This is a genomic window from Clostridium sp. MSTE9, assembly GCF_000277625.1.
Classification (GTDB): domain Bacteria; phylum Bacillota; class Clostridia; order Oscillospirales; family Acutalibacteraceae; genus Faecalispora; species Faecalispora jeddahensis.
Map to the genome: position 1 here is coordinate 11,928 of NZ_AKFU01000043.1, position 21,067 is coordinate 32,994.

The window sequence follows — 21,067 nt, forward strand, 5'->3', positions numbered from 1 at the left end:
ACTTCTGTTGGGAGGTTATTCTGTGAGCATCCTTTCTTTGATCTCAAAGGGTACGGCGCTGCCCCGGCCAAAGCCGGGGCAGTCCCCCAGCCTTTTTGTATCCAATTCCAGATATCTGCTCGAATCCGCAGTATCCGTTACCGGATTTGTCGCCGCCATACTGGTCAACGTCCTCTTCCCTCAGGTTGCCGAAATCGAAACAAAGATTTACCGGATCGGCGGCCTGGAACTGACGGCCAATCTGGCCTACCGCATTGTACTTTCAGGGATTGTGCTGCTATATGCCGGGCTTTCCGTCTTTTCTTTCTTTGACCCGGCTCGAAAAGAAAAATTTTTAAGCCGTGTCGCTTTCCGCTTTGCCAGTGGATTGGCGCTGGCCCTGTGGGATATTCTCGGCACAAAGCTGCAATGGCTGCCGATGCCCTTTTTCCCCGGGCCCTCCAGGATCATAGAAGCGTTCTTATTGGAAGGCGGATTCATTTTTCAGAACACGCTGTATTCGCTGCGCCTTTTCACCGTAGGCTTCGCATCGGGCGTTGCGTTTGGGGTCGGCACGGGGATTCTGATCGGCTGGTTCCCGAAGGTCTATTACTGGGTGTTCCCGGTCCTGAAAATCACGGGAGTCATTCCGGCTGTGGCCTGGATGCCCTTCGCTCTGACGCTCTTCCCCACCCCGTTTTCAGCGGCCGCTTTTCTGATCGTCATCTGCGCGTGGTTCCCCGTGGCCTTTTTAACGGCACAGGGAATTGCCAGCACACCCAGAACCCTCTTTGAGGTTGCGCGTACTCTGGGCGCAAAAACGCCCTATCTGGTCTTTCACGTGGCGATTCCCCACGCTATGCCGCAGATTTTCACCGGCATCTCTACCGCCAACGGGTTTGCCTTTACCACGCTGGTCATGTCGGAAATGATGGGCCAGCCCGGCGGACTTGGGTATTACATCAATGCCTCTAAGGTATGGTCCGCTTACTATAAGGTTTTTGCGGCCATTCTGGTGATGGCGATCCTGTTTTCGGCGATCATGAAGGTGATTGGCGCAATTCAGGGCCGTGCTCTGCGGTGGCAGAAAGGAGTGGTGAGATGAGCGGCGAAATTTTGCTTAAGATCGAATCCGTCAACCGGACTTACCTGGATACCGACGAAAATTCGGTGGAAGCCCTTCGGGATATCCATCTTTCGGTCCGACACGGGGAATTCATTTCCATCATCGGGCCCTCCGGCTGCGGCAAAACGACGCTGCTGCGGCTGATTGCCGGTCTGGACTTCCCGGAATCCGGGGAAATCACATTGAAAGGGGAACCCATAACAGGCCCCAGCCCCGACCGGGGATATGTGTTTCAGCAGGGGAGTCTGTTCCCCTGGCTGACCATAACACAAAACATCGCATCGGGATTAAAGGCCCGAAACACATATCAGGCCTGCAAAGAAGAAGTACCGCAGTTTATTGAACTGATCGGGCTAAACGGCTTTGAAAAGGCGTATCCCCATCAGATTTCCGGCGGGATGGCTCAGCGGGTGGCTATTGCCCGGGCTCTCATCAATCACCCGACTGTTTTACTGCTGGATGAACCCATGGGCGCGCTGGACGCTTTTACAAGAGCGGATTTACAGGATAAGCTGCTTGAGCTCTGGAAAAACAACGAAACAACGATAATACTGGTGACCCACGACGTAGATGAAGCGCTCTATTTAAGCGACCGGATTGTCATCATGACACCCCGGCCCGGAAAAATCAGTGAGATACTGGAAGTCCCCCTGCCCAGACCAAGGCCGAGAAACAGCCATGATTTTGCGGCAATGCGCGGCAGCATCCTGGAAAAACTGCACCTGGCCAGCGCTGCCCCGCAGCCGGAATATACCATTTAAGGAGATTATAGCATGTCAGACAAAAAGCCACTCAGACAGATCGCCATTTACGGCAAAGGCGGAATCGGCAAATCCACTACAACACAGAATTTAACAGCGGGACTGGCGGAAAGCGGCAAAAAGGTGATGGTCGTAGGCTGCGACCCCAAGGCCGATTCCACCAGACTGCTTTTGGGCGGACTGGCCCAGAGGACCGTGCTCGATACCCTGCGCGAAACAGGGGATTCCATAGAGCTTCCCAATATCCTGCGCGAGGGTTACCTTGGAATCAAGTGTGTGGAATCCGGGGGCCCGGAGCCCGGCGTGGGCTGTGCCGGACGCGGAATCATCACCTCGATCAATCTTCTGGAACGGCTCGGAGCATATACGGAAGAGCTTGACTACGTTTTTTACGACGTGCTGGGCGATGTGGTGTGCGGCGGGTTTGCCATGCCGATCCGGGAAGGAAAGGCAAAGGAAATCTATATCGTCGCCAGCGGCGAAATGATGGCGCTGTATGCCGCAAACAATATTTCCAAGGGAATCGCACGGTATGCCAGAACAGGCGGCGTGCGGCTTGGGGGAATCATCTGCAACAGCCGGAACGTGGATCGCGAGCTGGATTTGCTCCGGGCCTTTGCCGCAGAGCTTGGCACACAGCTGATCTACTTTGTTCCCCGCGACAACGTGGTGCAGCGGGCGGAAATCCGCCGCAAAACCGTGATCGAATTCAACTCGGAATCCCGGCAGGCGCAGGAATATCGCAACCTTGCCAAGGCAATTGACGCAAATACGATGTTTACGATTCCGAAGCCCATGACACAGGCCCGGCTGGAAGAAATCCTTCTGGAGCACGGGCTGATGGATTCGGTAGAGGATTACGCAATATAATACAACTAAACTGGAGCCTCCTGTCCGGTTTTAGAAGGGCCAATCTTTAAATTGGGCCTAAATCAATAGAAGTCCACCGGAATAGCCGGTGGACTTCTATTCTTTCTTTTTATTCACCCGGTTGATTTTCCGGAGGCTCTCCTTTGTCTACATCAGGGCCGCAGAAAATGCGGATAAAGTTCTCTGCGACCGGCGAAAGAGAAACATCCTTTCTCCAGATAACCGCCGTGCCCGTCATCAAAAGCGGCTCCTCTACCCGCACCGTGCGCACCCCGCTTTCCGGCTTCCAATGAAAACGCGGCTGCGGGATGAGGCACACTCCCATACCGGTTGCGGCCAGGGTCAGCATAGAGCGCACATCGTCGCACCGGCAGAACAGGTCCGGCACAAATCCATGCGCCGTACACGCCTCTATCACATTCTGTTCGTGCCGGCGATGAATAATCAGCGGCTTGCCCTTCAGCAGATTGAGCGGCAGATCCCCAGCCCCCAAATCTGGAATCCATTGCGGCTGAAAAACGGCCAGCATTGGGCTGCGGTTCCCGGAACCATCATCCGCATAGCTGTAATTTTCAAAGGAGAAAGGAGTGCGGATGATCCCGATCTCCGCAATGCCCTGATCCACCAAACCAGCGACCCGGTTTGTATCGCCCTCCCATAATTGCAGCCGGGCCTGCGGATAGCGGCTGTGGAACACCGGCAGGCAGCTTTGCAGGACAAACGCGGAAGAGGACATCACCATGCCGAGGCGCAGGGTGCCCTGACGCCCCTCCCCCATGTTATAAAGGTCCTTTTCCGTGGTGCGCACCAGGGCCAGCACCTGCTTTGCCCGCTCATACAGAAGCGCCCCCGCCTCCGTTGGGAAGATCCGGTGGCCGTTTCTCTCGAGCAGAGCGGTACCGGCCTCTTCCTCCAGCTTTTGAATCTGCTGGCTCAGCGGCGGCTGCGCCATATTCAGGCGGCGGGCCGCCTTTGTGATCTGCCCCTCCTCACACACCGTGAGGAAATATTCCATTTGACGGATATCCATCCATATCCTCCCCTTTGAAACGAAATACATATCAATTCATACGAAATCGATATTTTACTCTGCTTTTGCAGCATGCTATACTGAAATTACTTTCTATGGCTAATCCTCCTGCCGAAATGAAAATCATGATTGTCCATCCCGGGCAGGCGGGGGTATTGACGATCCAAAAAGAACAAAGTTAGATTCGAGGTTTTTCTGCTTGAAAAAGGGGTATCTTTACATTCTTTTGGCAACGATTCTGTTCAGCTCCATGGAAATTGCACTGAAGCTGACCGCCGCTTCGCTGAACGCGATTCAGCTGACCTTTCTTCGTTTTCTCATCGGCGGGCTGATTCTGCTGCCGCTGGCCGCAAAGGAGAAAAAAGAGAAAAAACTGAAGCTGCAACGGTCGGATTTTGCCTTCTTCGCTTTTACCGGGTTTATCTGCGTCGTTGTCAGCATGATTCTGTTCCAGCTTGGTATTTTGTACTCGAAGGCTTCTGTGGTAGCGGTTCTGTTCAGCTGCAATTCTGTCTTTACCGTTCTGTTCGCTTATCTGATGCTGGCGGAAAAGGTATATAAACACACCATCATTTCGATCCTTCTCAGCGTGATCGGAATGATCGTCATTATTGACCCGCTGCATCTGGCGCCTTCCAATTTTATCGGCATTCTATTCACCATCGGCGCAGCCCTGACCTTTGCGCTGTACAATGTGATTGGCCGCACGCGCAGCGGGCGGTACGGAGGAATCACGCTGACCTGCCTGAGCTTTTTGTTCGGATGCGCCGAAATGCTCCTTCTCATTGGGATCGGGCACATCGGCCCGGTTGCGGACGGACTGAACGCCGCCGGCCTCAGCCTGTTTGCCCGTGTTCCGCTGGTCAGCGGAATCGGCCTTGGCACGTTGCCCGGCCTTTTGTACGCCGGTATTTTCGTTACCGGGCTTGGGTACACCTTTTACTTTTTGGCGATGGAACAAACATCGGCCGCGACAGCCGCGCTTGTATTTTACATCAAGCCGATCCTTGCGCCGCTTTTCGCCTTTCTCATTTTGAAAGAAGCGATCACGTTCCCCATGGTGGTCGGCATCCTCTTTATTTTAACAGGCTCCGTCGTCGCATTTGTCCCCGGAATCCGGCTCCAGCACAACAAGGGGCTTTCTGAGGATTTGAAAGAGGACGTGGAGGAAGTCATCAGCGAAGCACAGGCAGAGATCGACGAAACCTCGATCAAGCCGTAATCTTATTATACGCCTGTATCAGGCCGGAACAAAGGCTTTTTTCATCTGTTCGCATCTGATCGGTATTAAAAAACAGCGGTAAGGCATAAATTGCCTTACCGCTGTTTTTTTGAGTTATCGGTTTGTTTCTTTCCGGTTGGTACGCCCAAGGATGTAATCCACGCTGATACCGTAGAAATCCGCCAGGGCACACAAAACGTGCGGCGGAACCATCCGCTGTCCGCTTTCATAGTAGGCGTAGCTGCGTTGAGGGACATTGATTGCTCTGCCGACTTTCTCCTGCGTTAAGTCTGAATCCTCCCGCAGTTCACGAATGCGCTCATATTTTTCCATCTACATCACCGGCTCAATATCAAATTTGAAAAGTTCCAGCAGCGGCCACCCAGCTTTACGTCCTTTTGGGCAGCAGAACCGTAAAGCTGCTGCCTTCACCCACGGTGCTTTCTACGGTGATCTTCCCGCCGTGCGACTCGACGATGGATTTGGCGATCGTCAGTCCGATTCCCGTTCCCCCGGTTTTCCGATTCCGGGATTTATCCGTCCGATAAAAGCGTTCAAAAATGTACGGCAGCTCCTGTTCCGGAATACCGATTCCGTTGTCCTTTACCCGAAGAATACTTTCCGCCTCTGTTTCGAGTGTCTCCACTTCAATCTGCCCGTTCTGGGGAGTGTAACGAAGCGCATTCGACAGAAGATTCATCGCAACCTGAATGATCCTCTCCCGGTCTGCATCCGCATAAGCCGGGCTGCCGCTGACAGAAAGGGATATTTGCTTTTTCATGCCTTCGGATTCCAGATTTCGGACCGCTGTCTGCGCGATCTCATGCAAATCTACCCGGGTCTTGCTGAGCTTTAAATTGCCGTCCTCAATATTGGCCAGCCGCTGCAAATCGGCTACCAGGCTCCCCAGCCGCTTGATTTCTTCCTGGCAGCTTTGCAGCCTTTCCGGGGTCGCCTCCCAAATTCCTTCGATCATCGCCTCCAAATGAGAGCTGACCGCCGACAACGGCGTACGCAGCTCATGCGCAACATCGGAGGTCAGGCGTTTTCGAAGGCTTTCCTGCTCAGACAGCGCCTGGGCCAGATGGTTAATGGCGGTTACCATTTCCTCCAGCTCGCGGGTATTGGGCGTGCTTTCGAATCGAATCCCGTAATTCCCCTCTGAAATCTGCGTGGCAATATAGGCCGTTTTAGAGATGGGCCGCGCGATGCGGCGCGCCAGCAGGGTTCCCGCAACAACGGCAAACGCGGCGGACAGAAGCCCGACCACCAGCAGAATGCCATTCAGGGTTTTGATGAACCGGTAATCATTCTCCGTAAAAAAGTAAGGCCCGTAATAGGTGATGGAAACCGAACCGGCCTGTTTCCCATTGCGGCTGATCGGATAGGTGCGGGTGACGAAAGCCCCGGATTTTTTCGCGTCCTTCATCCGGTCTGAAATTTCGCCCATGATCTGTCCGCACAGGGACATATCGTGATTTTCGGCATCCCACAAAAGCGTTCCGCGCGCGCCGTAGATTTTCAGGAGATAGCCGTCGTACAGAGAATACATGCCGATGGTATGCAGAAAATCCTGATTCCAGCCACCTGTGAGATCATTATATTGATTGCCGAGATCATTGACAATGCTCACGCTTCGCTCGTTCTCCTGCCGTATCATGTATTCTTCGAACTCGCGGTTGATGAACCAGTTGGAGGCGGCGCTGATCAGCGTGACCATCACCAGCAAAATCAGTAAAATGGACAGCGACAGCTGTGCCCGAAGACTGCGCAGCATGCTTATTCCCCCCCAAACTTATACCCCAGGCGGTGAACCGTGAGAATGTACACGGGGTCTTTGGGGTTATCCTCTATTTTCTGCCGCAAATTCTTGATATGGCTGTCCACTGTGCGGTCATAGCCGTCAAATGCGCTGTCCAGAGCCACGGCGATCAGATCATCGCGGGTAAACACCTTGCCCGGGTATTTCATCATGGCGGCCAGCATCCGGGTTTCAATCGGCGTCAGGTTCACCGGCTGGCCCGCTTTCAGAAAGATATTTTTATCAAAGTCGACAACCAGATCGCCCCCGCAAAACGAATTGCGGGCCATAAGCGGAACCAGATCATCCTGCGCTCTGCGAAGCACCGCTTCTGCCCGCGCGGAAAGCTCTTTCAGGCTGAACGGCTTCGTGATGTAATCATCCGCGCCGATCCCGAGGCCGGCGACCAGATCGTCTTCTTCCGACTTTGCCGTGAGCATTAAAATCGGCACGCGCGAAATCCTGCGGATCGCTTTGCAGACCTCTTCGCCTGAAATATCCGGCAGCATCAGATCGAGAATCACGAGCGCAATATTCTGCGAATGAAAGATTTTCAGCGCTTCGGAGCCGCTTTCCGCAGAAAAGACCTGAAAGCCCTTGTTTTCAAAAAGGGCTTTCAGGACTTCCAGAATTTTGGGTTCGTCATCTACCAGTAGGATATTCCTGTTTTTCGGTGACATTTCTCTTCCCCCAACCGTAAAGGATGCGCCAAACGGGAACCACGATCGCGTGGTTCCCGTGCTCTGATGCGGCGATGCGTTACCTTCAGTTTACCGGATCAGGCGCGATTCGGCAACTTTTATTTTCAGGAAGCGGCAAGACCCCCAAAAAACACTTCCGCTTCTTCTCGCCTGTCGTCTTCCTGTTTCTTTCCATAGTAATGCCCATTTTTAAAAAGCTCCGATTCCTTTCCCCGCCGAAACGGAGAAGGGAATCGCTGTTATCCTGTCTATTTACTTTTTAAGGGAATTTCCGATATAACCGGCGCCGGATTTTCAGCGTCCCTCTTCTTTAATACGTCCGCTTCCAGTTTGCAAAGATATCCTTTGATTTTTGCAGGAAATCATACGAAACGGTGATCGATTCATCTGTTACCGTCTTATCCTCTGCAAAAATCGGCCACGGATTACAGCCGCCCGCTTCTACCTCAACACGATCCATAGAGAATTTGTTCCCGCAGTTTTGGCAGATGAGCAGGTCGCCGGACTGCTGGTAATACCCCCGGCCAGAATCGTAGCAGACCTGACAGGTATTAAACGCCGTGCGGATTGTCCCATCCGGGGCCTTGACGGCGATGACTTCCATTTTGGTACCGTCGACCTCCACCGGGTAAAAGGTTGCTTGTTCCGTTACATCCGAGGTGGGGATTACCAGATCGCTGTCCTGCACGGACGCCTGATCGGAAGCCTGCTGCGTGCTTTGCTGCCCGGCCGCACCGGCCGGATTTTCGGAAGGTGCTCCGCTGCCTGCGGAACAGGCGGTCAGCGCGAATACCATCGCGAATGTGAAAAGGATGGCCGATACCGCTTTGCGCGCCGGTTTCTGATTGACTGTATTTTGTTTCGTCATCTCCGTAACTCCTTATCTTCCAGGGAATCCTGGGTTTTTATTTCATCCGCAGAGCCCTTGCCCTGTGTCTTTTTGTCTCTGCCCATCAAAACCATACTGATCAGAATGGCCGCGGCCGGTAATATGCAATGCCAATGAAGCAATAAAAACTGCATGCTGTTCCTACCTTTCTCGTTATCCGCAGCAGCCGGCGGGCAGTTCATCCGAACCGTCGTCCTGTGTGGCGACTACCGTACCGTCTTTGCCCACTACCGTAATGCTGGAGCGCACCATACCCATCCAGCAGCTGAACACAAAGGTTCCCGACCGGTCAGGCGTAAATGCAATCAGATTTTCCCCGGTTTTCAGGTCGATCTTCAGGTCGTATTCCGGTATCACAATGGATTGGTTGCAGCCGTTCAGGGAACCCTCCGGTGCTTTCAGCGTCCATTTGACAGGAACCCCCTGCTGAACCCGAATCGCCCCGTACCCACCGCTGCTCACCGTGGACGTGACGTACTGCACGCCGTCCTTTACGGTGGACTCAGCCGCCTGTGCCGTGTCTGCTTCCCCTGCGCCAACCTCAAAGGTTTCCGGCGGCCAGATCATCGTCTGGAACGCTCCCACCTCTTTTTTGATTGCGGCGGCATCCACATTTTTCAGACTGTCTACCACTTTTACATACCCGTAATAGGCGTTGTCTTCGGTAGAAAAATCGAAGCTCTTTTCCGGAGAAAAGAACACCGGGTTCTCCCCCTGGTTCACGATGAGTTTCGTGGCATAATCGGGAATCAAAACCTGCGTTGTGCTCTGTTGATCCGAAGCGGCGTTTACGATGTTCCACTTGACATCCATCGCGGACTGAACCACAACAACCGCGGGGCTGAAGCCCTGATTGGTCAGCTTGACGGTAACCTCCTGAACCTGGTAGGTACCCGCATACTTCGTTTCTTTTGCAATGGCCAGCTGGTCGGTTGGAATTTGATACCCGGCAGGAACCGCCTCAGCCGCCCCTACCGCGTTATTGCCGTCCGAGCTCGAGGAAGCGCTTACCGGAGCGCCCGCCTGCGTTACCGTAATCGAGCCGTGTATCATCCCCATCCAGCAGCTGTACTGGAATTTGCCCGTTGTGGTGGGATTGAATTCAATGACGTTCTCACCTGTTTGAAAGGAGTAATTGGAAATTCCGTATTCCGGAATGTTGATTTGATAATTGCATCCGTTGATGCTCCCCTGCGGTGCGTTGATCACCCATTTGACGGGCGTTCCCGCCTGCACGGTGATATTGGGGTATTGCCCTGAGGAAAGGGTGCTGGTGATGACCTGCTTGCCGTCGACAATCTGAATTCCGCTGCTGGTATCGCTGCCGGCAGCAGATGCGCTCTGCATGTTCCACGTAGCTATGGCGATCACCACGGCAATGGATGCAATGATGGTGGAAGCAGTTTTTTGGTCAGGCCTGTGAAAAGGAATACTGGCCACGACCCCGATTGTGCAGAGCCCTAAAATAACGGCGAGCAGACGGTCCGGCGGCAGAAAGCCGGAAAGGCTGCCACCCTGAGAAAGCATTGCCAGCCCCAGTACGACAACCAGTACCGCGCCGACCCGCATGACCTTGTTCGCAAACTTCTTGCCCAAAGCCGAAACCAGCGAGCCAAGCCCCAGCATCAGCGGTACGGTACCCAGGCTAAACAGCAGCATGGAAAGGGCACCCGCAAACGGATTACCGGAAGCCAGCGCTACGATCTGCATGGACTGCAGAGGGCCGCACGGCATGAATCCATTGAGCAGCCCAACGATCAGGGGGCTTTTGTTTCTCGCCTTTTCCATATTCACTTTACGGGCAATGAATTTGGGAACTCTTGGCTGTAATCTGCGAAGCCACGGAAACAGGCCGAGCATATTAATGCCCATGACCACCATGAACACGCCCGCAAGCAGCTTTAAAATCCCCTGCGCCAGCACCGGTACTCCCGCGCCGGAGCCGCCGCCAAACAGCAGGCCGACCGCCCCCAATATAAAACCGATAACGGTGTACGAAATGACCCGCCCCAGGTTATACAAAGCAGCCGGCGCGATGGTGGAAAACCGGCCGGTCTTCTCGCCTTCCGATCCTCCCGGACCCTGAGTTTCCCCACGCGGAATGCATTGGGAAAGATTGATGCCGCCGCACATCGCAACGCAGTGAAGCGATGTAATCAGGCCGACCACAAACAGCATTCCGTATCCCATCCGGGCATCTGCCAGCTGACTTGGTACGAGCAGATTTAAAATTCCAAACTGCTGCAAAAGCACATACAGCGAAACAATGATGACCAGCATCCCAATGATGCGGCTGACCCCCGGCGTGGAGCTTTTGCGTTCGGTAAGCACCTGATAATCCAGCTTTTCGATCACCGCGCAAATATCGCGCAGGGAAATAATATCCGTATCGTAGGTGATCTCGGCGGTTCCGTCGTTGTAGCTTACCTTTGCGCTTTTTACGCCGGCGGTATTGCGCAGCTTTGTTTCAATTTTGTTTTGACAGTTGATGCAGGTCATACCGCCAATGTGCAGCCGTTTGCTTTTCACAGCGGATTCCATTGGGAAGCCTCCTCCCGAGTGATTCTGAAAGAAAGTATACCGTGCAAATTTGAAGAAGTTATGGAGAATCAAAGCCCAACGGCAGGGACGGCAGGCTTTGAGAAACCTTTTTAAAAAACGGCGCGCCGCTGTTTGCCGTTTGCCGAAACGATAGGAATGCGGCATCTTTCTTCAAACCTTGTTCAATGGAATTTGGCCCTTGACTTTTTGCGATGTAACGGCTACAATTTAACAGTTACTTTCGTACAGAGAACACGATATTGTGTTGATATAGAGGCGAAATTATTATTTTTTAATAATAATTTCGCCTCTATTGTTATTTAAGGAGGCAAATTTCCGCATGAGTAAAAACAAAACCTTCCATTTGTCTGGGGCAATCGCAGCCGCGGGTATCCTGGCTTTTTCCGGGGTGTTAATTGAAACGGCAATGAATGTAACGTTTCCGCTTCTGATACAAGAGTTTCATGTGACTACATCGGGGGTTCAATGGGTAACAACCATTTATTTGCTGATGATTTCCGTCATTGTTCCGATTTCTTCTTATTTGAATCAGAACTTTTCAGCACGAAATTTATTTATCACTGCAAACCTGTTCTTTATGGCAGGAGTTTTGATCAACTGCTTTTCTTCTACATTCTTCCTGCTTTTGCTGGGCCGCTTGCTGCAAGGGGTGGGAACAGGGATCGGTCTTCCCCTCATGTTCCACATGATTCTCACAAAAGCTTCTGTTGAAAAGCGGGGAATGATGATGGGCATTGGAACGCTGACCACCTCTATCGCCCCCGCCATTGGCCCTACTTATGGCGGATTGATTTCCAATTCATTGGACTGGCGCTACATTTATATTTTTCTGATCCCGCTTATCCTGATTTCTCTCACTGTTGGCCTGCGCTCTATTCCAGATGAGTCTTCCAGAGAAAAACAATATCTGCCTTTTCGCTGCGTCTTCTTTTTGGCCATTGCCTTTACTTCCTTTATTTTGGCCCTTAGCGCCGCATCAAAGATACTTTTCATACTGTTCCTGGTAATTGGCCTTACGAGCTCTGTCCTGTTTGTACTGTCGAACCGCAAAACGCCCTTACTGCAGTTATCTATGTTAAGAAACCGCAGATTTTCCTCATTCTTATTCAGCCTTCTGATTTACCAGGCATTGCTGTTGGGATTGTCTTTCCTTTTGACAAACTATCTGCAAATTTCTGCCGGCTTTCCTTCGTCTGCAGCAGGACTCTTTATGTTTCCGGGTGCTTTGATGGGCGCTTTTCTGGCCCCCCTTTCGGGGAGGCTGTTAGATAAAATTGGAGCAAAAAAGCCTGTTTTAATCGGTCTTTCCACAGCCGTCGTCGGAATCATTCTGCTTGGCACGCTATTGCATACCAATTCACTGGTGCTCCTGATCGGCTCTCATCTGATTTTGATGACAGGGGTTGGTCTTTCTTACAGCAACCTGACAACCTGCAGCTTAAACGCATTGTCATCCAGCCAGATTTCAGACGGAAACGCCTTTGTCAATACTCTTCAGCAATTTATAGGCGCCGTTGCCACAGCGGCCGTTGCGGCTATTTTTTCTTTTTCCCAGAAAAGATATGGTTTTACTTCCGGTACTGCTTCCGGAGCATGGGTCGTGCTTCTTCTTTTCCTTTTGCTGCTGATCACAAGCACAATCGTCTCTGTTACAGCTTTCAAAGAGAAAAAAAGCAATTGATCGCTTTCTTCCTCTTTTATCCCGAGAGCAGTTTGCTCATTTTAGGGATTCTTCAAAACAGTCCGGACTTTTTGCTGATGTATCGTATTCTTTCCAGAAAACGGGAGCTGTGAATGAGCACACAAGTGTTCATTCACAGCTCCTCTGCTTTACTTTATTTGATTTGGTCGATCTTTCTTTTTACATCATGATGCCATCTTATCTTGCAACACGCTGATTGAGCTGTCCCAGCACCGCTTTCGGATCAAGGCCGTGCACCATGCAGGCGTCCGAGAGGGATTCCATCTGGGAAGAAGGGCAGCCCAGGCAGTGCATGCCGCACTCCATCAGAACAGGGGCGGCGTCCGGATACTGCCGGAGGATTTCGCCGATCAGCATATCCTCGGTGATAGAGGGCTTGCTCGCCGCACCCTTGCCGAAAAACAGCTCCAGGTCATCCTCTACACTGCCGATTCCGGCAATGCCGAAGTTCTCAACCAGAACCTTTGCCACATTGGGAGAAAGGAAGGCAGGCAGCGTCGGGCCAAGGTGAATGTCCTTTACGCCGAGGTGCAGCAGCGCCAGCAGAACGATGACGGCCTTCTGCTCGTACCAGGCAATGTTGTATACGATCGGCAGATCGTTGATATCGTCCAGGCCGAACACTTCCTTCAGCTTGAGCGCGATCACGGCCAGGGAATAGGAGTCGTTGCACTGTCCGGCGTCGAGTACGCGGGGGATGCCGCCGATGTCGCCGAGGGCGAGCTTATTGTATTTATATTTTGCGCAACCCGCAGTCAAAATAACCGTGTCCTTCGGCAGCTCTCTGGCAAAATCGGTGTAGTAGTTTCTTGATTTTGCGCGGCCGTCACAACCGGCCATTACCACAAACTTTTTGATCGCGCCGGACTTGACCGCGTCGACCACAGCGTCGGCCAGAGCCAGCACCTGATTGTGCGCGAAGCCGCCGATGATCTCGCCGCGCTCGATTTCCGCGGGGGAGGCGCAGCGCTTTGCGTGCTCGATGATCTCAGAGAAGTCCTTCTCTTCGCCGATCTCACCCGGGATATGCTTGCAGCCGGGGAAGCCTGCGGCGCCTGTGGTATAAAGGCGGTCCTTGTAGCTGTCCTTGGGCGGCACGATGCAGTTGGTGGTCATCAGGATCGGGCCGTTGAAGCTCTGGAACTCTTCCTTCTGCTTCCACCACGCGTTACCGTAGTTGCCGACAAAGTGGGAATATTTCTTGAATGCCGGGTAGTAGTGGGCCGGCAGCATTTCGGAATGGGTATATACATCCACGCCGGTGCCCTCGGTCTGCTTGAGCAGCATTTCCAGGTCGCGCAGATCGTGGCCGGAAACCAGAATGCCGGGACGGGTGCCAACGCCGATATTGACCTTGGTAATCTCCGGGTTGCCATAGGCGGAGGTATTGGCCTCATCCAGAAGCGCCATGCCTTTCACGCCGTACTCACCGGTTTCGAGCGTCAGAGCGATCAGATCGTTCACGGTCAGGGAATCGTCGAGTGTTTTTGCCAGAGCGCTCTGCAGGAACGCATCGACCTCTCCGTCGTCCTTCAGCAGCACGTTTGCGTGCTTGCTGTAAGCGGAAAGGCCCTTCAGGCCGTAGGTGATCAGCTCACGCAGGCTGCGGACATCCTCATCCTTTGTGGACAGTACGCCGACTTCTACCGCTTTTGCCTGAAAGTCCGCACGGCTCGAAGAGGTCCAGCGCGCAGCTTCCGGCAGAACCTCCGGGTGATCAACCTGTTTCAGCAGCTCCTGCTTGCGGAACAGCGTTTCAAAAACGCGGTCAACAATCGCGTCTTCATCAAAATTTGCGTTGGTGATCGTGGCAAACAGATTCAGCGTAATCAGATGATTGATCTCGGCGGAAACCTCCTTGCCCTCAGCCCGCAGCTGCGTGGTGACAGACGACAAGCCCTTTGTCACATATACCAGCAGATCCTGCATGGCAGAAACCTCCGGATTTTTTCCGCAGACACCCATCTGCGTGCACCCGGTGCAGCCGGCGGTCTCCTGACACTGATAGCAAAACATTTTATTTTTCATGAAAGTATCCTCCTTCATTTTCGCTCGGTGGCCTCGCGGCCTTTTGTTGTCCTCATCATACCAGCCGAAGATAAAAAAATCCGTAACGCCGGTTACGGATTCTGAAAATGATAATCAAATTTTTGAAAAAGTGATTTTGCATGAAAACAACAATATCTTCCCCTGCCATAGGCGAGAGAAGACACGAGCAGCCCGTAAAAAAATAAAATGACGATATCAATTATTTTGAAGTGCATCAAAATCGACAATTTGAATGTTTCGTTTTTCGATTTTGATGATTCCGTCTTCCTGCATCTTCATCAGCTCTCTGGATAAGGACGGCCGCGCGGTATTCATAAAATCGGCCAGCTCCTCCCGGTTCATCGAGAGTGTCACCCGACCATCGGGCGATGAATTCTGCAGCAGAACCTTTGCGATCTTCTGCCGGAGGGTGGCGCACGATACGATTTGAAGCTTGCGGTTCAGATAATACGCCTTCTGCGCGAGAATCGACAGCATATTGGAAATCAGCTTTGTGTGATAGCCGCAGTTTTCCCCGCACGGGTTATACAGAAAATCCTTTGGAATCTGCAGGATCTGCGCGGGAACGACCGCCTGCGCATAGTGGTCGTATTCCTGCTTGTTCAAAAACAGAAACACTTCCCCGAACAATTCCCCGGGCTGATCCAGCGTCGCCACAATGCTGCGCTTTCCGGAGCTGGAATCATTGCCGACAACGACCGCCCCCTCCAGAAGCACCAGCAGCTTTCGGGGAACATCGTGCTGGCGGAAAATCAGCTCGTCCTTTTCATAGCTCACGATCTCCGACCGGCTGCATTTCAGACAGTTCTCGATGTCGCTGTCCGACATTTCAAAGAACAGCGGACTCTTTTTCATTTTAGAAATCATACTCCACCCTCTCTTCACCGCGCCATCGGCGCCATACCTTTAACATACAAAGGTGCGCTCCTTGTCATCCGGTAATTATTCTACCATAATTCCACAGGAGGACAAAACTCCTTTTCCACAAAAGACCTGCCTTCATTTTTCCTATTGATATAGTAACAGGAAAAATTGATTCCATCCGTTGCACTTGCAACCAACTTCCAAAATTATCTATGATATACTGTTTTAAGAAGAAAAGAAGTTATACCCTGTAAAATTTTCGGTAAACTAACGAAAGACAAAAAGAACGGAGGTACTCCTATGGGGAAGAAATTAACGGATAAAGTCAGCTGGGTCGGCAAGGTAGACTGGGAGCTTACCAGGTTTCACGGTGATGAGTATTCTACACATAGAGGGTCGTCGTACAATTCGTATCTGATACGCGACCGGAAAACCGTACTGATGGACACGGTATGGCAGCCCTTTGATAAGGAATTTGTTGCCCGCCTGAAGCAGGAGGTCGACCTGAAAAGCATCGATTACATTGTGATGAACCACAACGAGATCGACCACAGCGGCGCTTTGCCGGAATTGATGCGCGAAATTCCGAATACGCCGATTTACTGCACGGCCAACGGCGCAAAGATCCTGAAAGGACACTACCACCAGGACTGGAACTTTGTGACCGTAAAAACCGGAGATACCCTCGATATCGGGGACAGCAAGCTGATTTTTGTGGAGGCGCAGATGCTCCACTGGCCCGACACCATGTTCACCTATATGACGGGGGAAAATATCCTTTTCAGCAACGACGCCTTCGGGCAGCACTACGCGACCGAATCGTTGTATGACGATGTAGTGGATCAGGCGGAGCTTCTTGCCGAGGCTTTGAAATATTATGCCAATATTCTTACTCCGTTCAGCAAATTCGTCACCAAAAAGATTCACGAAGTGTTGGATCTGAACCTGCCGGTCAGCATGATCTGCCCGAGCCACGGCGTGATCTGGCGGTCAAACCCGACCGCGATTGTGGAGCAGTACCTGAAATGGGCGGACAATTACCAGGAAAACCAGATCACCCTGGTATACGACACCATGTGGAACTCCACCCGCAAAATGGCGGAGGCCATCGCGGCGGGCATCCGCGATACAGCCCCCTCCATCACCGTAAAGCTGATGAACTCTGCAAAAGAGGATAAAAACGATATCCTTTCCGAGGTGTTCCGCTCCAAGGCTATTTTGGTCGGCTCCTCCACCATCAACAACGGTTATCTGTTTTCCATCGGCGGCATGCTGGAGATGATCAAGGGGCTAAAATTCAAAGAGAAGCGCGCCGCCGCGTTCGGCAGCTACGGCTGGAGCGGCGAAGCAGTCAAGCAGTTGACCGAAGAGCTGGAAAAGGCAGGTTTTCAAATCGTCAGCAGCGGGCACAGGGCCCTGTGGGTTCCCGATGAAGCCGAGCTGGAAAGCTGCCGGGAATTTGGCAGGCAGTTTGCCGCCGCTCTTTCAAAAGAAATACAGGCTTTCACAGGCCGCAATCAGCAGATAAAGGAGGAGCCATATGAGCGCTGAAATCAACAACAGAGAATACCGCCAGCAAGTGTTAAAGGAACTGATTTCTCAGCTGCACGACGGCAAAAGTGTAGACGAGGTCAAGGATCAATTTGCCGCTGTGTTCGGCAATGTTTCCGCAGAAGAGATTGCACAGGCAGAGCAGGCATTGATCTTGGGCGGACTGCCCGTCGGTGAGGTGCAGCGTCTTTGCGACGTTCACGCCGCTGTTTTTAAGGGTTCGATTGAAGAAATCCATCAGCCGTCCGACCCGGCCAAAATCCCCGGGCACCCGATCAACACACTGTGGCGGGAAAACCGGGCGCTGGAAACGCTGATTCAGGACATGCAGTCTAAGCTTTCGTCCGGAGCCGACGCACAGAGCGAGCTGAAGGACGGCCTCACCAGACTGATGGAAATCGACCGGCATTACAGCAAAAAAGAGAATCTGCTCTTCCCCTATCTGGAGCAGTATGGGATTACCGCTCCGCCCAAGGTGATGTGGGGTGTGGATGATGAAATCCGGAACGAGCTCAAAGAGGTTCTGAAAAAACTTCCGTCGGAATCCGCAGCACAGCTTGCGCCGCGGCTGGAAACGCTGTTCAATCGGATTACCGAGATGATCTTTAAAGAGGAAAACATCCTCTTCCCCATGCTGATTCAAAACCTGACGCAGGATGAGTGGAAAATCATCGCTGATGAAGTTGCCGACCTGGGGTACTGCCTGATTGACAGCGCTCCTGTATGGAAGCCCACAGCGGAAAACAAACCGCAGACCGAACTGCGGGAAGAAGCCGGCCCCGGCGTTATCACCCTGCCGACCGGCATCTTAAAAACAGAAGAGCTTGTCCGGATGCTCGACACCTTGCCGATCGACATTACCTTTGTCGATAAGGACGATACGGTAAAATACTTTTCGCAGGGTGCGGAACGGGTCTTCCCGCGGACAAAGGCCATCATCGGCCGAAAGGTTTCCAACTGCCATCCCCCGGCCAGCGTGCACATCGTGGAAAAACTGGTAGAGGATTTCCGGGACGGCCGGAAGGATCAGGAGGACTTTTGGATCAAGATGGGCGACAAATATATCTTGATCCGGTACTTTGCAGTCCGAAGTGAGGCCGGCGAATACCTGGGTGTGTTGGAAGTCACTCAGAACATCCGGCCCATACAAGAGATTTCCGGAGAAAAGCGGCTCGTTGAGGATGCCGCACAAACAAATTAGGAGGGAATTCGTATGAGCGCACAATATTTGAAAAACATCGAATTTGAAAAAGAACTGGAGCTTTCCTCTTTGGTGCAATATCAGGAGGGTCAGGTCGTAAGCCGTACCCTGGCCCAGAATCCGGCGGTCAGCATCACTCTTTTCTCCTTTGATCAGGGGGAAGAGATCAGCACACATTCTTCCGACGGAGATGCCATGGTGACCGTGCTGGAGGGCGACGCGCAGATTACCATCGGCGGGCAGGTGCATTCCGTAACGCAGGGACAGACCATCGTGATGCCCGCGGGAATTCCGCATGCGGTTGCTGCGGAAAAGCCTTTTAAAATGCTGCTGACAGTGGTGTTCCCTTACCCCAGAAGCTAACCATCTTTCTGCAGACGCTTTCCATTTTTACGATTACCGGTAACAGAATCAAAACAGCGGCGATCATGTCCAAACAGATCGCCGCTGGTTTTTTCTTTTGATCGGTTGATTTCTCCTTACTGAACAATCTTTCATCACATAAAATAGAAATTCATTTTTATGTTGCAAATACAACAGAAATGGAATTTAAAATGGAGTATGATAATTCCAGAGTTTTCCATAGACAAGAGTCATTATGGCCCCGCATCAAGGAGGAAAAGCAAATGAGTAATCTGGATATGTTAAAAAAGCAGCATGAAGAAGTTCTTGCGCTCATGAAAACCATCACCGTTTTGATTGCCGATCATCCGGAAGAAAAATCGAAGGAGATCGCATTCAACATCAATGCTTTGTCCGGCAAATTAAAAATGCACCTGATGTCGGAGGATCAGTTCCTTTACCCCTCACTGATGCAGAACGGCAATCAGACCATCCGCAACACAGCGCAGACATTCAACCATGAGATGGGAAATCTTGCGGAATTATTCCGCTCCTTTGCGCAAAAATATAACACCTCTTCCAAAATCATTCAGGATAAAATTCATTTTATCACGGAAAGCCAAAAGATTTTCCAGCTAATTGAAGAGAGAATCAAAAACGAAGATGTAAAGCTGTACCCGCTGATCGCAGCAAAATGATGCAAATCAATCAGGATTTAACCGTTCCCCTAACCCTGACGCGCCACTAAAAGAGACGGAATGGAACGATCGGCAGAAAAGCGAAGAGAAAGAATCGGTAAAGATGTAAGTAAAAAAGGAGCGGTATCTTTTCGATACCGCTCCTTTTTTACTTACAAATATAAGGGCCTCATTCGTACTTTGAACACTTATATCATGGATAATGTGCTCAAAATATTTAATGCGATCGTTTTATACTCCTTCAAGGATTTTTGAAAAACACCATGATTAAACGAACTAGAAAACACATCAAAGATGATTTGAGCTATTTCGTCGGCGTTTTTTCCTTCGACTTGGTTCGCAATCCAACTCGTTTCATCGTCGTATTCATCATTCGGGGAATACGGCAATAAATCGATCGGATCCCAATTGTCAATGATAGGCTTAATGTTTTTGAAAATCATTTTATGATCCAAACAAATTTTCAACGTCTCCCCTCATAATCCTTTCTGTGATACGGTAGGGTATCAGTGCCTGTCAATCAGCCTGTCACATACGGCATTGCTGTGTTCTAAAACCAAGTGTCGGCGATGCCGTCATATTCCGATTGCATCGCCTTAGGAGATGGTCTTCGTGTAGTAACAGATTGTGTCATAGCAAGTAAAGTTTTTTCGAAAAATTGATCAATTACTTAGAGATGTCTCATTTCGAATGAAGAGGAGCACTCAATGTATTACTTCATTGACCTCTCTTACTAACCCCCACTTTTATAATCATAGAGAACCTTTGAATAAAAAGATTACTTATATAGGAATCTTAACGATTCCAGTTCACTTACTGATTTTGAGTTCGAACTTGCAGTTTCTAAAAGATAGTGTAAATATTTAATGCGAATTGTTCTCTGCCGATACATTTCCCTTTTTTCTGATAATGCGAGAAAGTTAAAAGCTGAACCCAATTCAACTGAATAGGAATCATCCGTTAATATTGTATGTTCAAAATCAAGATTTTCGTTCATGCTTTTTTCCCATTCATTTTGTACTAAAGCAAATCGATCTTTATCAACATCAGATAGATTCTCACTGAAACTTTTAATGGAATTCTCTAACTCGGCCTTCCAAAGATTCAGATATTTACATTGTGCGGTGGCAATTTCGGCTGTAGTTGTAGCCTTTTGGAAAAATTCAGTATTATAATCTTTATCAATCGGATTTTCTTTTATGGCCATAGTAAATTCGGGGGAATCATTTGTAATCTGGTAGACATCAAACCATTCAGAAGTGGATTCAGCCGCTATATCGCTTTCAACAGAAGAGGAGCTTGAGCTGTTATTGGAACCCATTACATTTTGACTGCATCCACATATTAGCAAAGCGATTCCTATTACAAGCAGAATTATTTTTTTCACATTCTATCCCCCAGTTTCTATAAGTTCTATTATATGTTTCTCGCATAAACATAGGTCTGAGTAAAATAGTATCACATAGCCGCCTAATTGGCGGCTATGTGATAAAGAGTTAACTTGATTCGATAATATCTGGACTGTAAAGCCTGCCATTGAAATAAGCATCCACTTTTTCCAATTAGTTAACCCGAGTTGTTTTTTGGACAATATACCTAAAGCAAGCCGCACAGCAACTCCCCAATGATACCACCAATTATATCAGCCACTATATAACCATCTTCATCTGCCATACTGACAGGATTGTTTAGGCAGTGAGCGAACAAGTTGTGTTGCAG

At 50.8% G+C, this 21,067-nt stretch carries 18 protein-coding genes; 9 read left to right on the forward strand and 9 right to left on the reverse strand.

Annotation, left to right across the window (positions count from 1 at the left end):
- Positions 1-22: 22 nt before the first annotated feature.
- From HMPREF1141_RS12975 to nifH, 3 genes are read left to right on the forward strand one after another with little or no spacing between them, the layout of a single operon-like run.
- Positions 23-1,084 carry an ABC transporter permease gene (locus HMPREF1141_RS12975; RefSeq protein ID WP_009065136.1) on the forward strand — a complete coding sequence of 354 codons (1,062 nt, stop codon included), beginning with the start codon at positions 23-25 and terminating at the stop codon, positions 1,082-1,084.
- Entirely contained in the window at positions 1,081-1,866 is a 786-nt protein-coding gene (locus HMPREF1141_RS12980) for an ABC transporter ATP-binding protein (RefSeq protein WP_009065144.1), read from the forward strand. Before HMPREF1141_RS12975 ends, HMPREF1141_RS12980 begins: the two co-directional genes overlap by 4 nt.
- Positions 1,867-1,878: 12 nt before the next feature.
- The gene (gene nifH / locus HMPREF1141_RS12985) at positions 1,879-2,736 is read left to right on the forward strand and encodes a nitrogenase iron protein (protein ID WP_009065146.1); all 858 of its coding nucleotides are present in this window, start codon (positions 1,879-1,881) and stop codon (positions 2,734-2,736) included.
- Positions 2,737-2,845: 109 nt separating this feature from the next.
- On the opposite strand, the gene HMPREF1141_RS12990 is transcribed toward nifH, so the two are convergent.
- Complete coding sequence (locus HMPREF1141_RS12990; RefSeq protein WP_009065142.1) at positions 2,846-3,766, reverse strand: LysR family transcriptional regulator; 921 nt, start codon at positions 3,764-3,766, stop codon at positions 2,846-2,848.
- A gap of 199 nt (positions 3,767-3,965) precedes the next feature.
- Here HMPREF1141_RS12990 and HMPREF1141_RS12995 point away from each other — a divergent pair, with 199 nt between their 5' ends.
- Positions 3,966-4,988 carry a DMT family transporter gene (locus HMPREF1141_RS12995; protein ID WP_009065117.1) on the forward strand — a complete coding sequence of 341 codons (1,023 nt, stop codon included), beginning with the start codon at positions 3,966-3,968 and terminating at the stop codon, positions 4,986-4,988.
- 114 nt (positions 4,989-5,102) lie between these two features.
- On the opposite strand, the gene HMPREF1141_RS13000 is transcribed toward HMPREF1141_RS12995, so the two are convergent.
- From HMPREF1141_RS13000 to HMPREF1141_RS13020, 5 genes are all read right to left on the reverse strand, one after another.
- Positions 5,103-5,321: a helix-turn-helix transcriptional regulator gene (locus tag HMPREF1141_RS13000; RefSeq protein WP_009065192.1), complete on the reverse strand. Its 219-nt coding sequence runs from the start codon at positions 5,319-5,321 to the stop codon at positions 5,103-5,105.
- Positions 5,322-5,376: 55 nt separating this feature from the next.
- The gene (locus HMPREF1141_RS13005) at positions 5,377-6,765 is read right to left on the reverse strand and encodes a HAMP domain-containing sensor histidine kinase (protein ID WP_009065196.1); all 1,389 of its coding nucleotides are present in this window, start codon (positions 6,763-6,765) and stop codon (positions 5,377-5,379) included.
- Between the two features lie 2 nt (positions 6,766-6,767).
- On the reverse strand, positions 6,768-7,469 hold the full coding sequence (locus HMPREF1141_RS13010) for a response regulator transcription factor (protein ID WP_009065121.1): 702 nt from the start codon (positions 7,467-7,469) through the stop codon (positions 6,768-6,770).
- Between the two features lie 331 nt (positions 7,470-7,800).
- The gene (locus HMPREF1141_RS13015; RefSeq protein ID WP_009065162.1) at positions 7,801-8,358 is read right to left on the reverse strand and encodes a DUF2318 domain-containing protein; all 558 of its coding nucleotides are present in this window, start codon (positions 8,356-8,358) and stop codon (positions 7,801-7,803) included.
- Between the two features lie 174 nt (positions 8,359-8,532).
- Positions 8,533-10,920 carry a sulfite exporter TauE/SafE family protein gene (locus HMPREF1141_RS13020; protein WP_009065119.1) on the reverse strand — a complete coding sequence of 796 codons (2,388 nt, stop codon included), beginning with the start codon at positions 10,918-10,920 and terminating at the stop codon, positions 8,533-8,535.
- Between the two features lie 340 nt (positions 10,921-11,260).
- Between HMPREF1141_RS13020 and HMPREF1141_RS13025 the strand changes: the two genes are divergently transcribed.
- A complete protein-coding gene (locus tag HMPREF1141_RS13025) occupies positions 11,261-12,622 on the forward strand; it encodes an MFS transporter (protein ID WP_009065138.1) in 1,362 nt (453 codons plus the stop codon).
- Between the two features lie 198 nt (positions 12,623-12,820).
- Here HMPREF1141_RS13025 and hcp read toward each other — a convergent pair whose 3' ends face one another.
- Positions 12,821-14,671: a hydroxylamine reductase gene (gene hcp, locus HMPREF1141_RS13030; RefSeq protein WP_009065194.1), complete on the reverse strand. Its 1,851-nt coding sequence runs from the start codon at positions 14,669-14,671 to the stop codon at positions 12,821-12,823.
- Between the two features lie 216 nt (positions 14,672-14,887).
- The gene (locus HMPREF1141_RS13035) at positions 14,888-15,559 is read right to left on the reverse strand and encodes a Crp/Fnr family transcriptional regulator (RefSeq protein WP_009065173.1); all 672 of its coding nucleotides are present in this window, start codon (positions 15,557-15,559) and stop codon (positions 14,888-14,890) included.
- Positions 15,560-15,856: 297 nt separating this feature from the next.
- Between HMPREF1141_RS13035 and HMPREF1141_RS13040 the strand changes: the two genes are divergently transcribed.
- The 4 genes from HMPREF1141_RS13040 to HMPREF1141_RS13055 all read left to right on the forward strand — a co-directional run bounded on the left by HMPREF1141_RS13040 (position 15,857) and on the right by HMPREF1141_RS13055 (position 19,348).
- Positions 15,857-17,107: an anaerobic nitric oxide reductase flavorubredoxin gene (locus HMPREF1141_RS13040; protein ID WP_009065165.1), complete on the forward strand. Its 1,251-nt coding sequence runs from the start codon at positions 15,857-15,859 to the stop codon at positions 17,105-17,107.
- The gene (locus HMPREF1141_RS13045) at positions 17,097-18,308 is read left to right on the forward strand and encodes a DUF438 domain-containing protein (RefSeq protein ID WP_009065201.1); all 1,212 of its coding nucleotides are present in this window, start codon (positions 17,097-17,099) and stop codon (positions 18,306-18,308) included. The genes HMPREF1141_RS13040 and HMPREF1141_RS13045 overlap by 11 nt, the downstream gene beginning before the upstream one ends.
- Before the next feature lie 12 nt (positions 18,309-18,320).
- Positions 18,321-18,671 carry a cupin domain-containing protein gene (locus HMPREF1141_RS13050; protein ID WP_009065183.1) on the forward strand — a complete coding sequence of 117 codons (351 nt, stop codon included), beginning with the start codon at positions 18,321-18,323 and terminating at the stop codon, positions 18,669-18,671.
- Positions 18,672-18,934: 263 nt separating this feature from the next.
- Positions 18,935-19,348, forward strand: coding sequence for a hemerythrin domain-containing protein (locus HMPREF1141_RS13055; RefSeq protein WP_009065123.1), 414 nt, complete (start codon positions 18,935-18,937; stop codon positions 19,346-19,348).
- A 778-nt stretch (positions 19,349-20,126) separates the two neighbouring features.
- Here HMPREF1141_RS13055 and HMPREF1141_RS13065 read toward each other — a convergent pair.
- Positions 20,127-20,735 carry a lysozyme inhibitor LprI family protein gene (locus tag HMPREF1141_RS13065; RefSeq protein WP_035317131.1) on the reverse strand — a complete coding sequence of 203 codons (609 nt, stop codon included), beginning with the start codon at positions 20,733-20,735 and terminating at the stop codon, positions 20,127-20,129.
- Between the last annotated feature and the right edge of the window lie 332 nt (positions 20,736-21,067).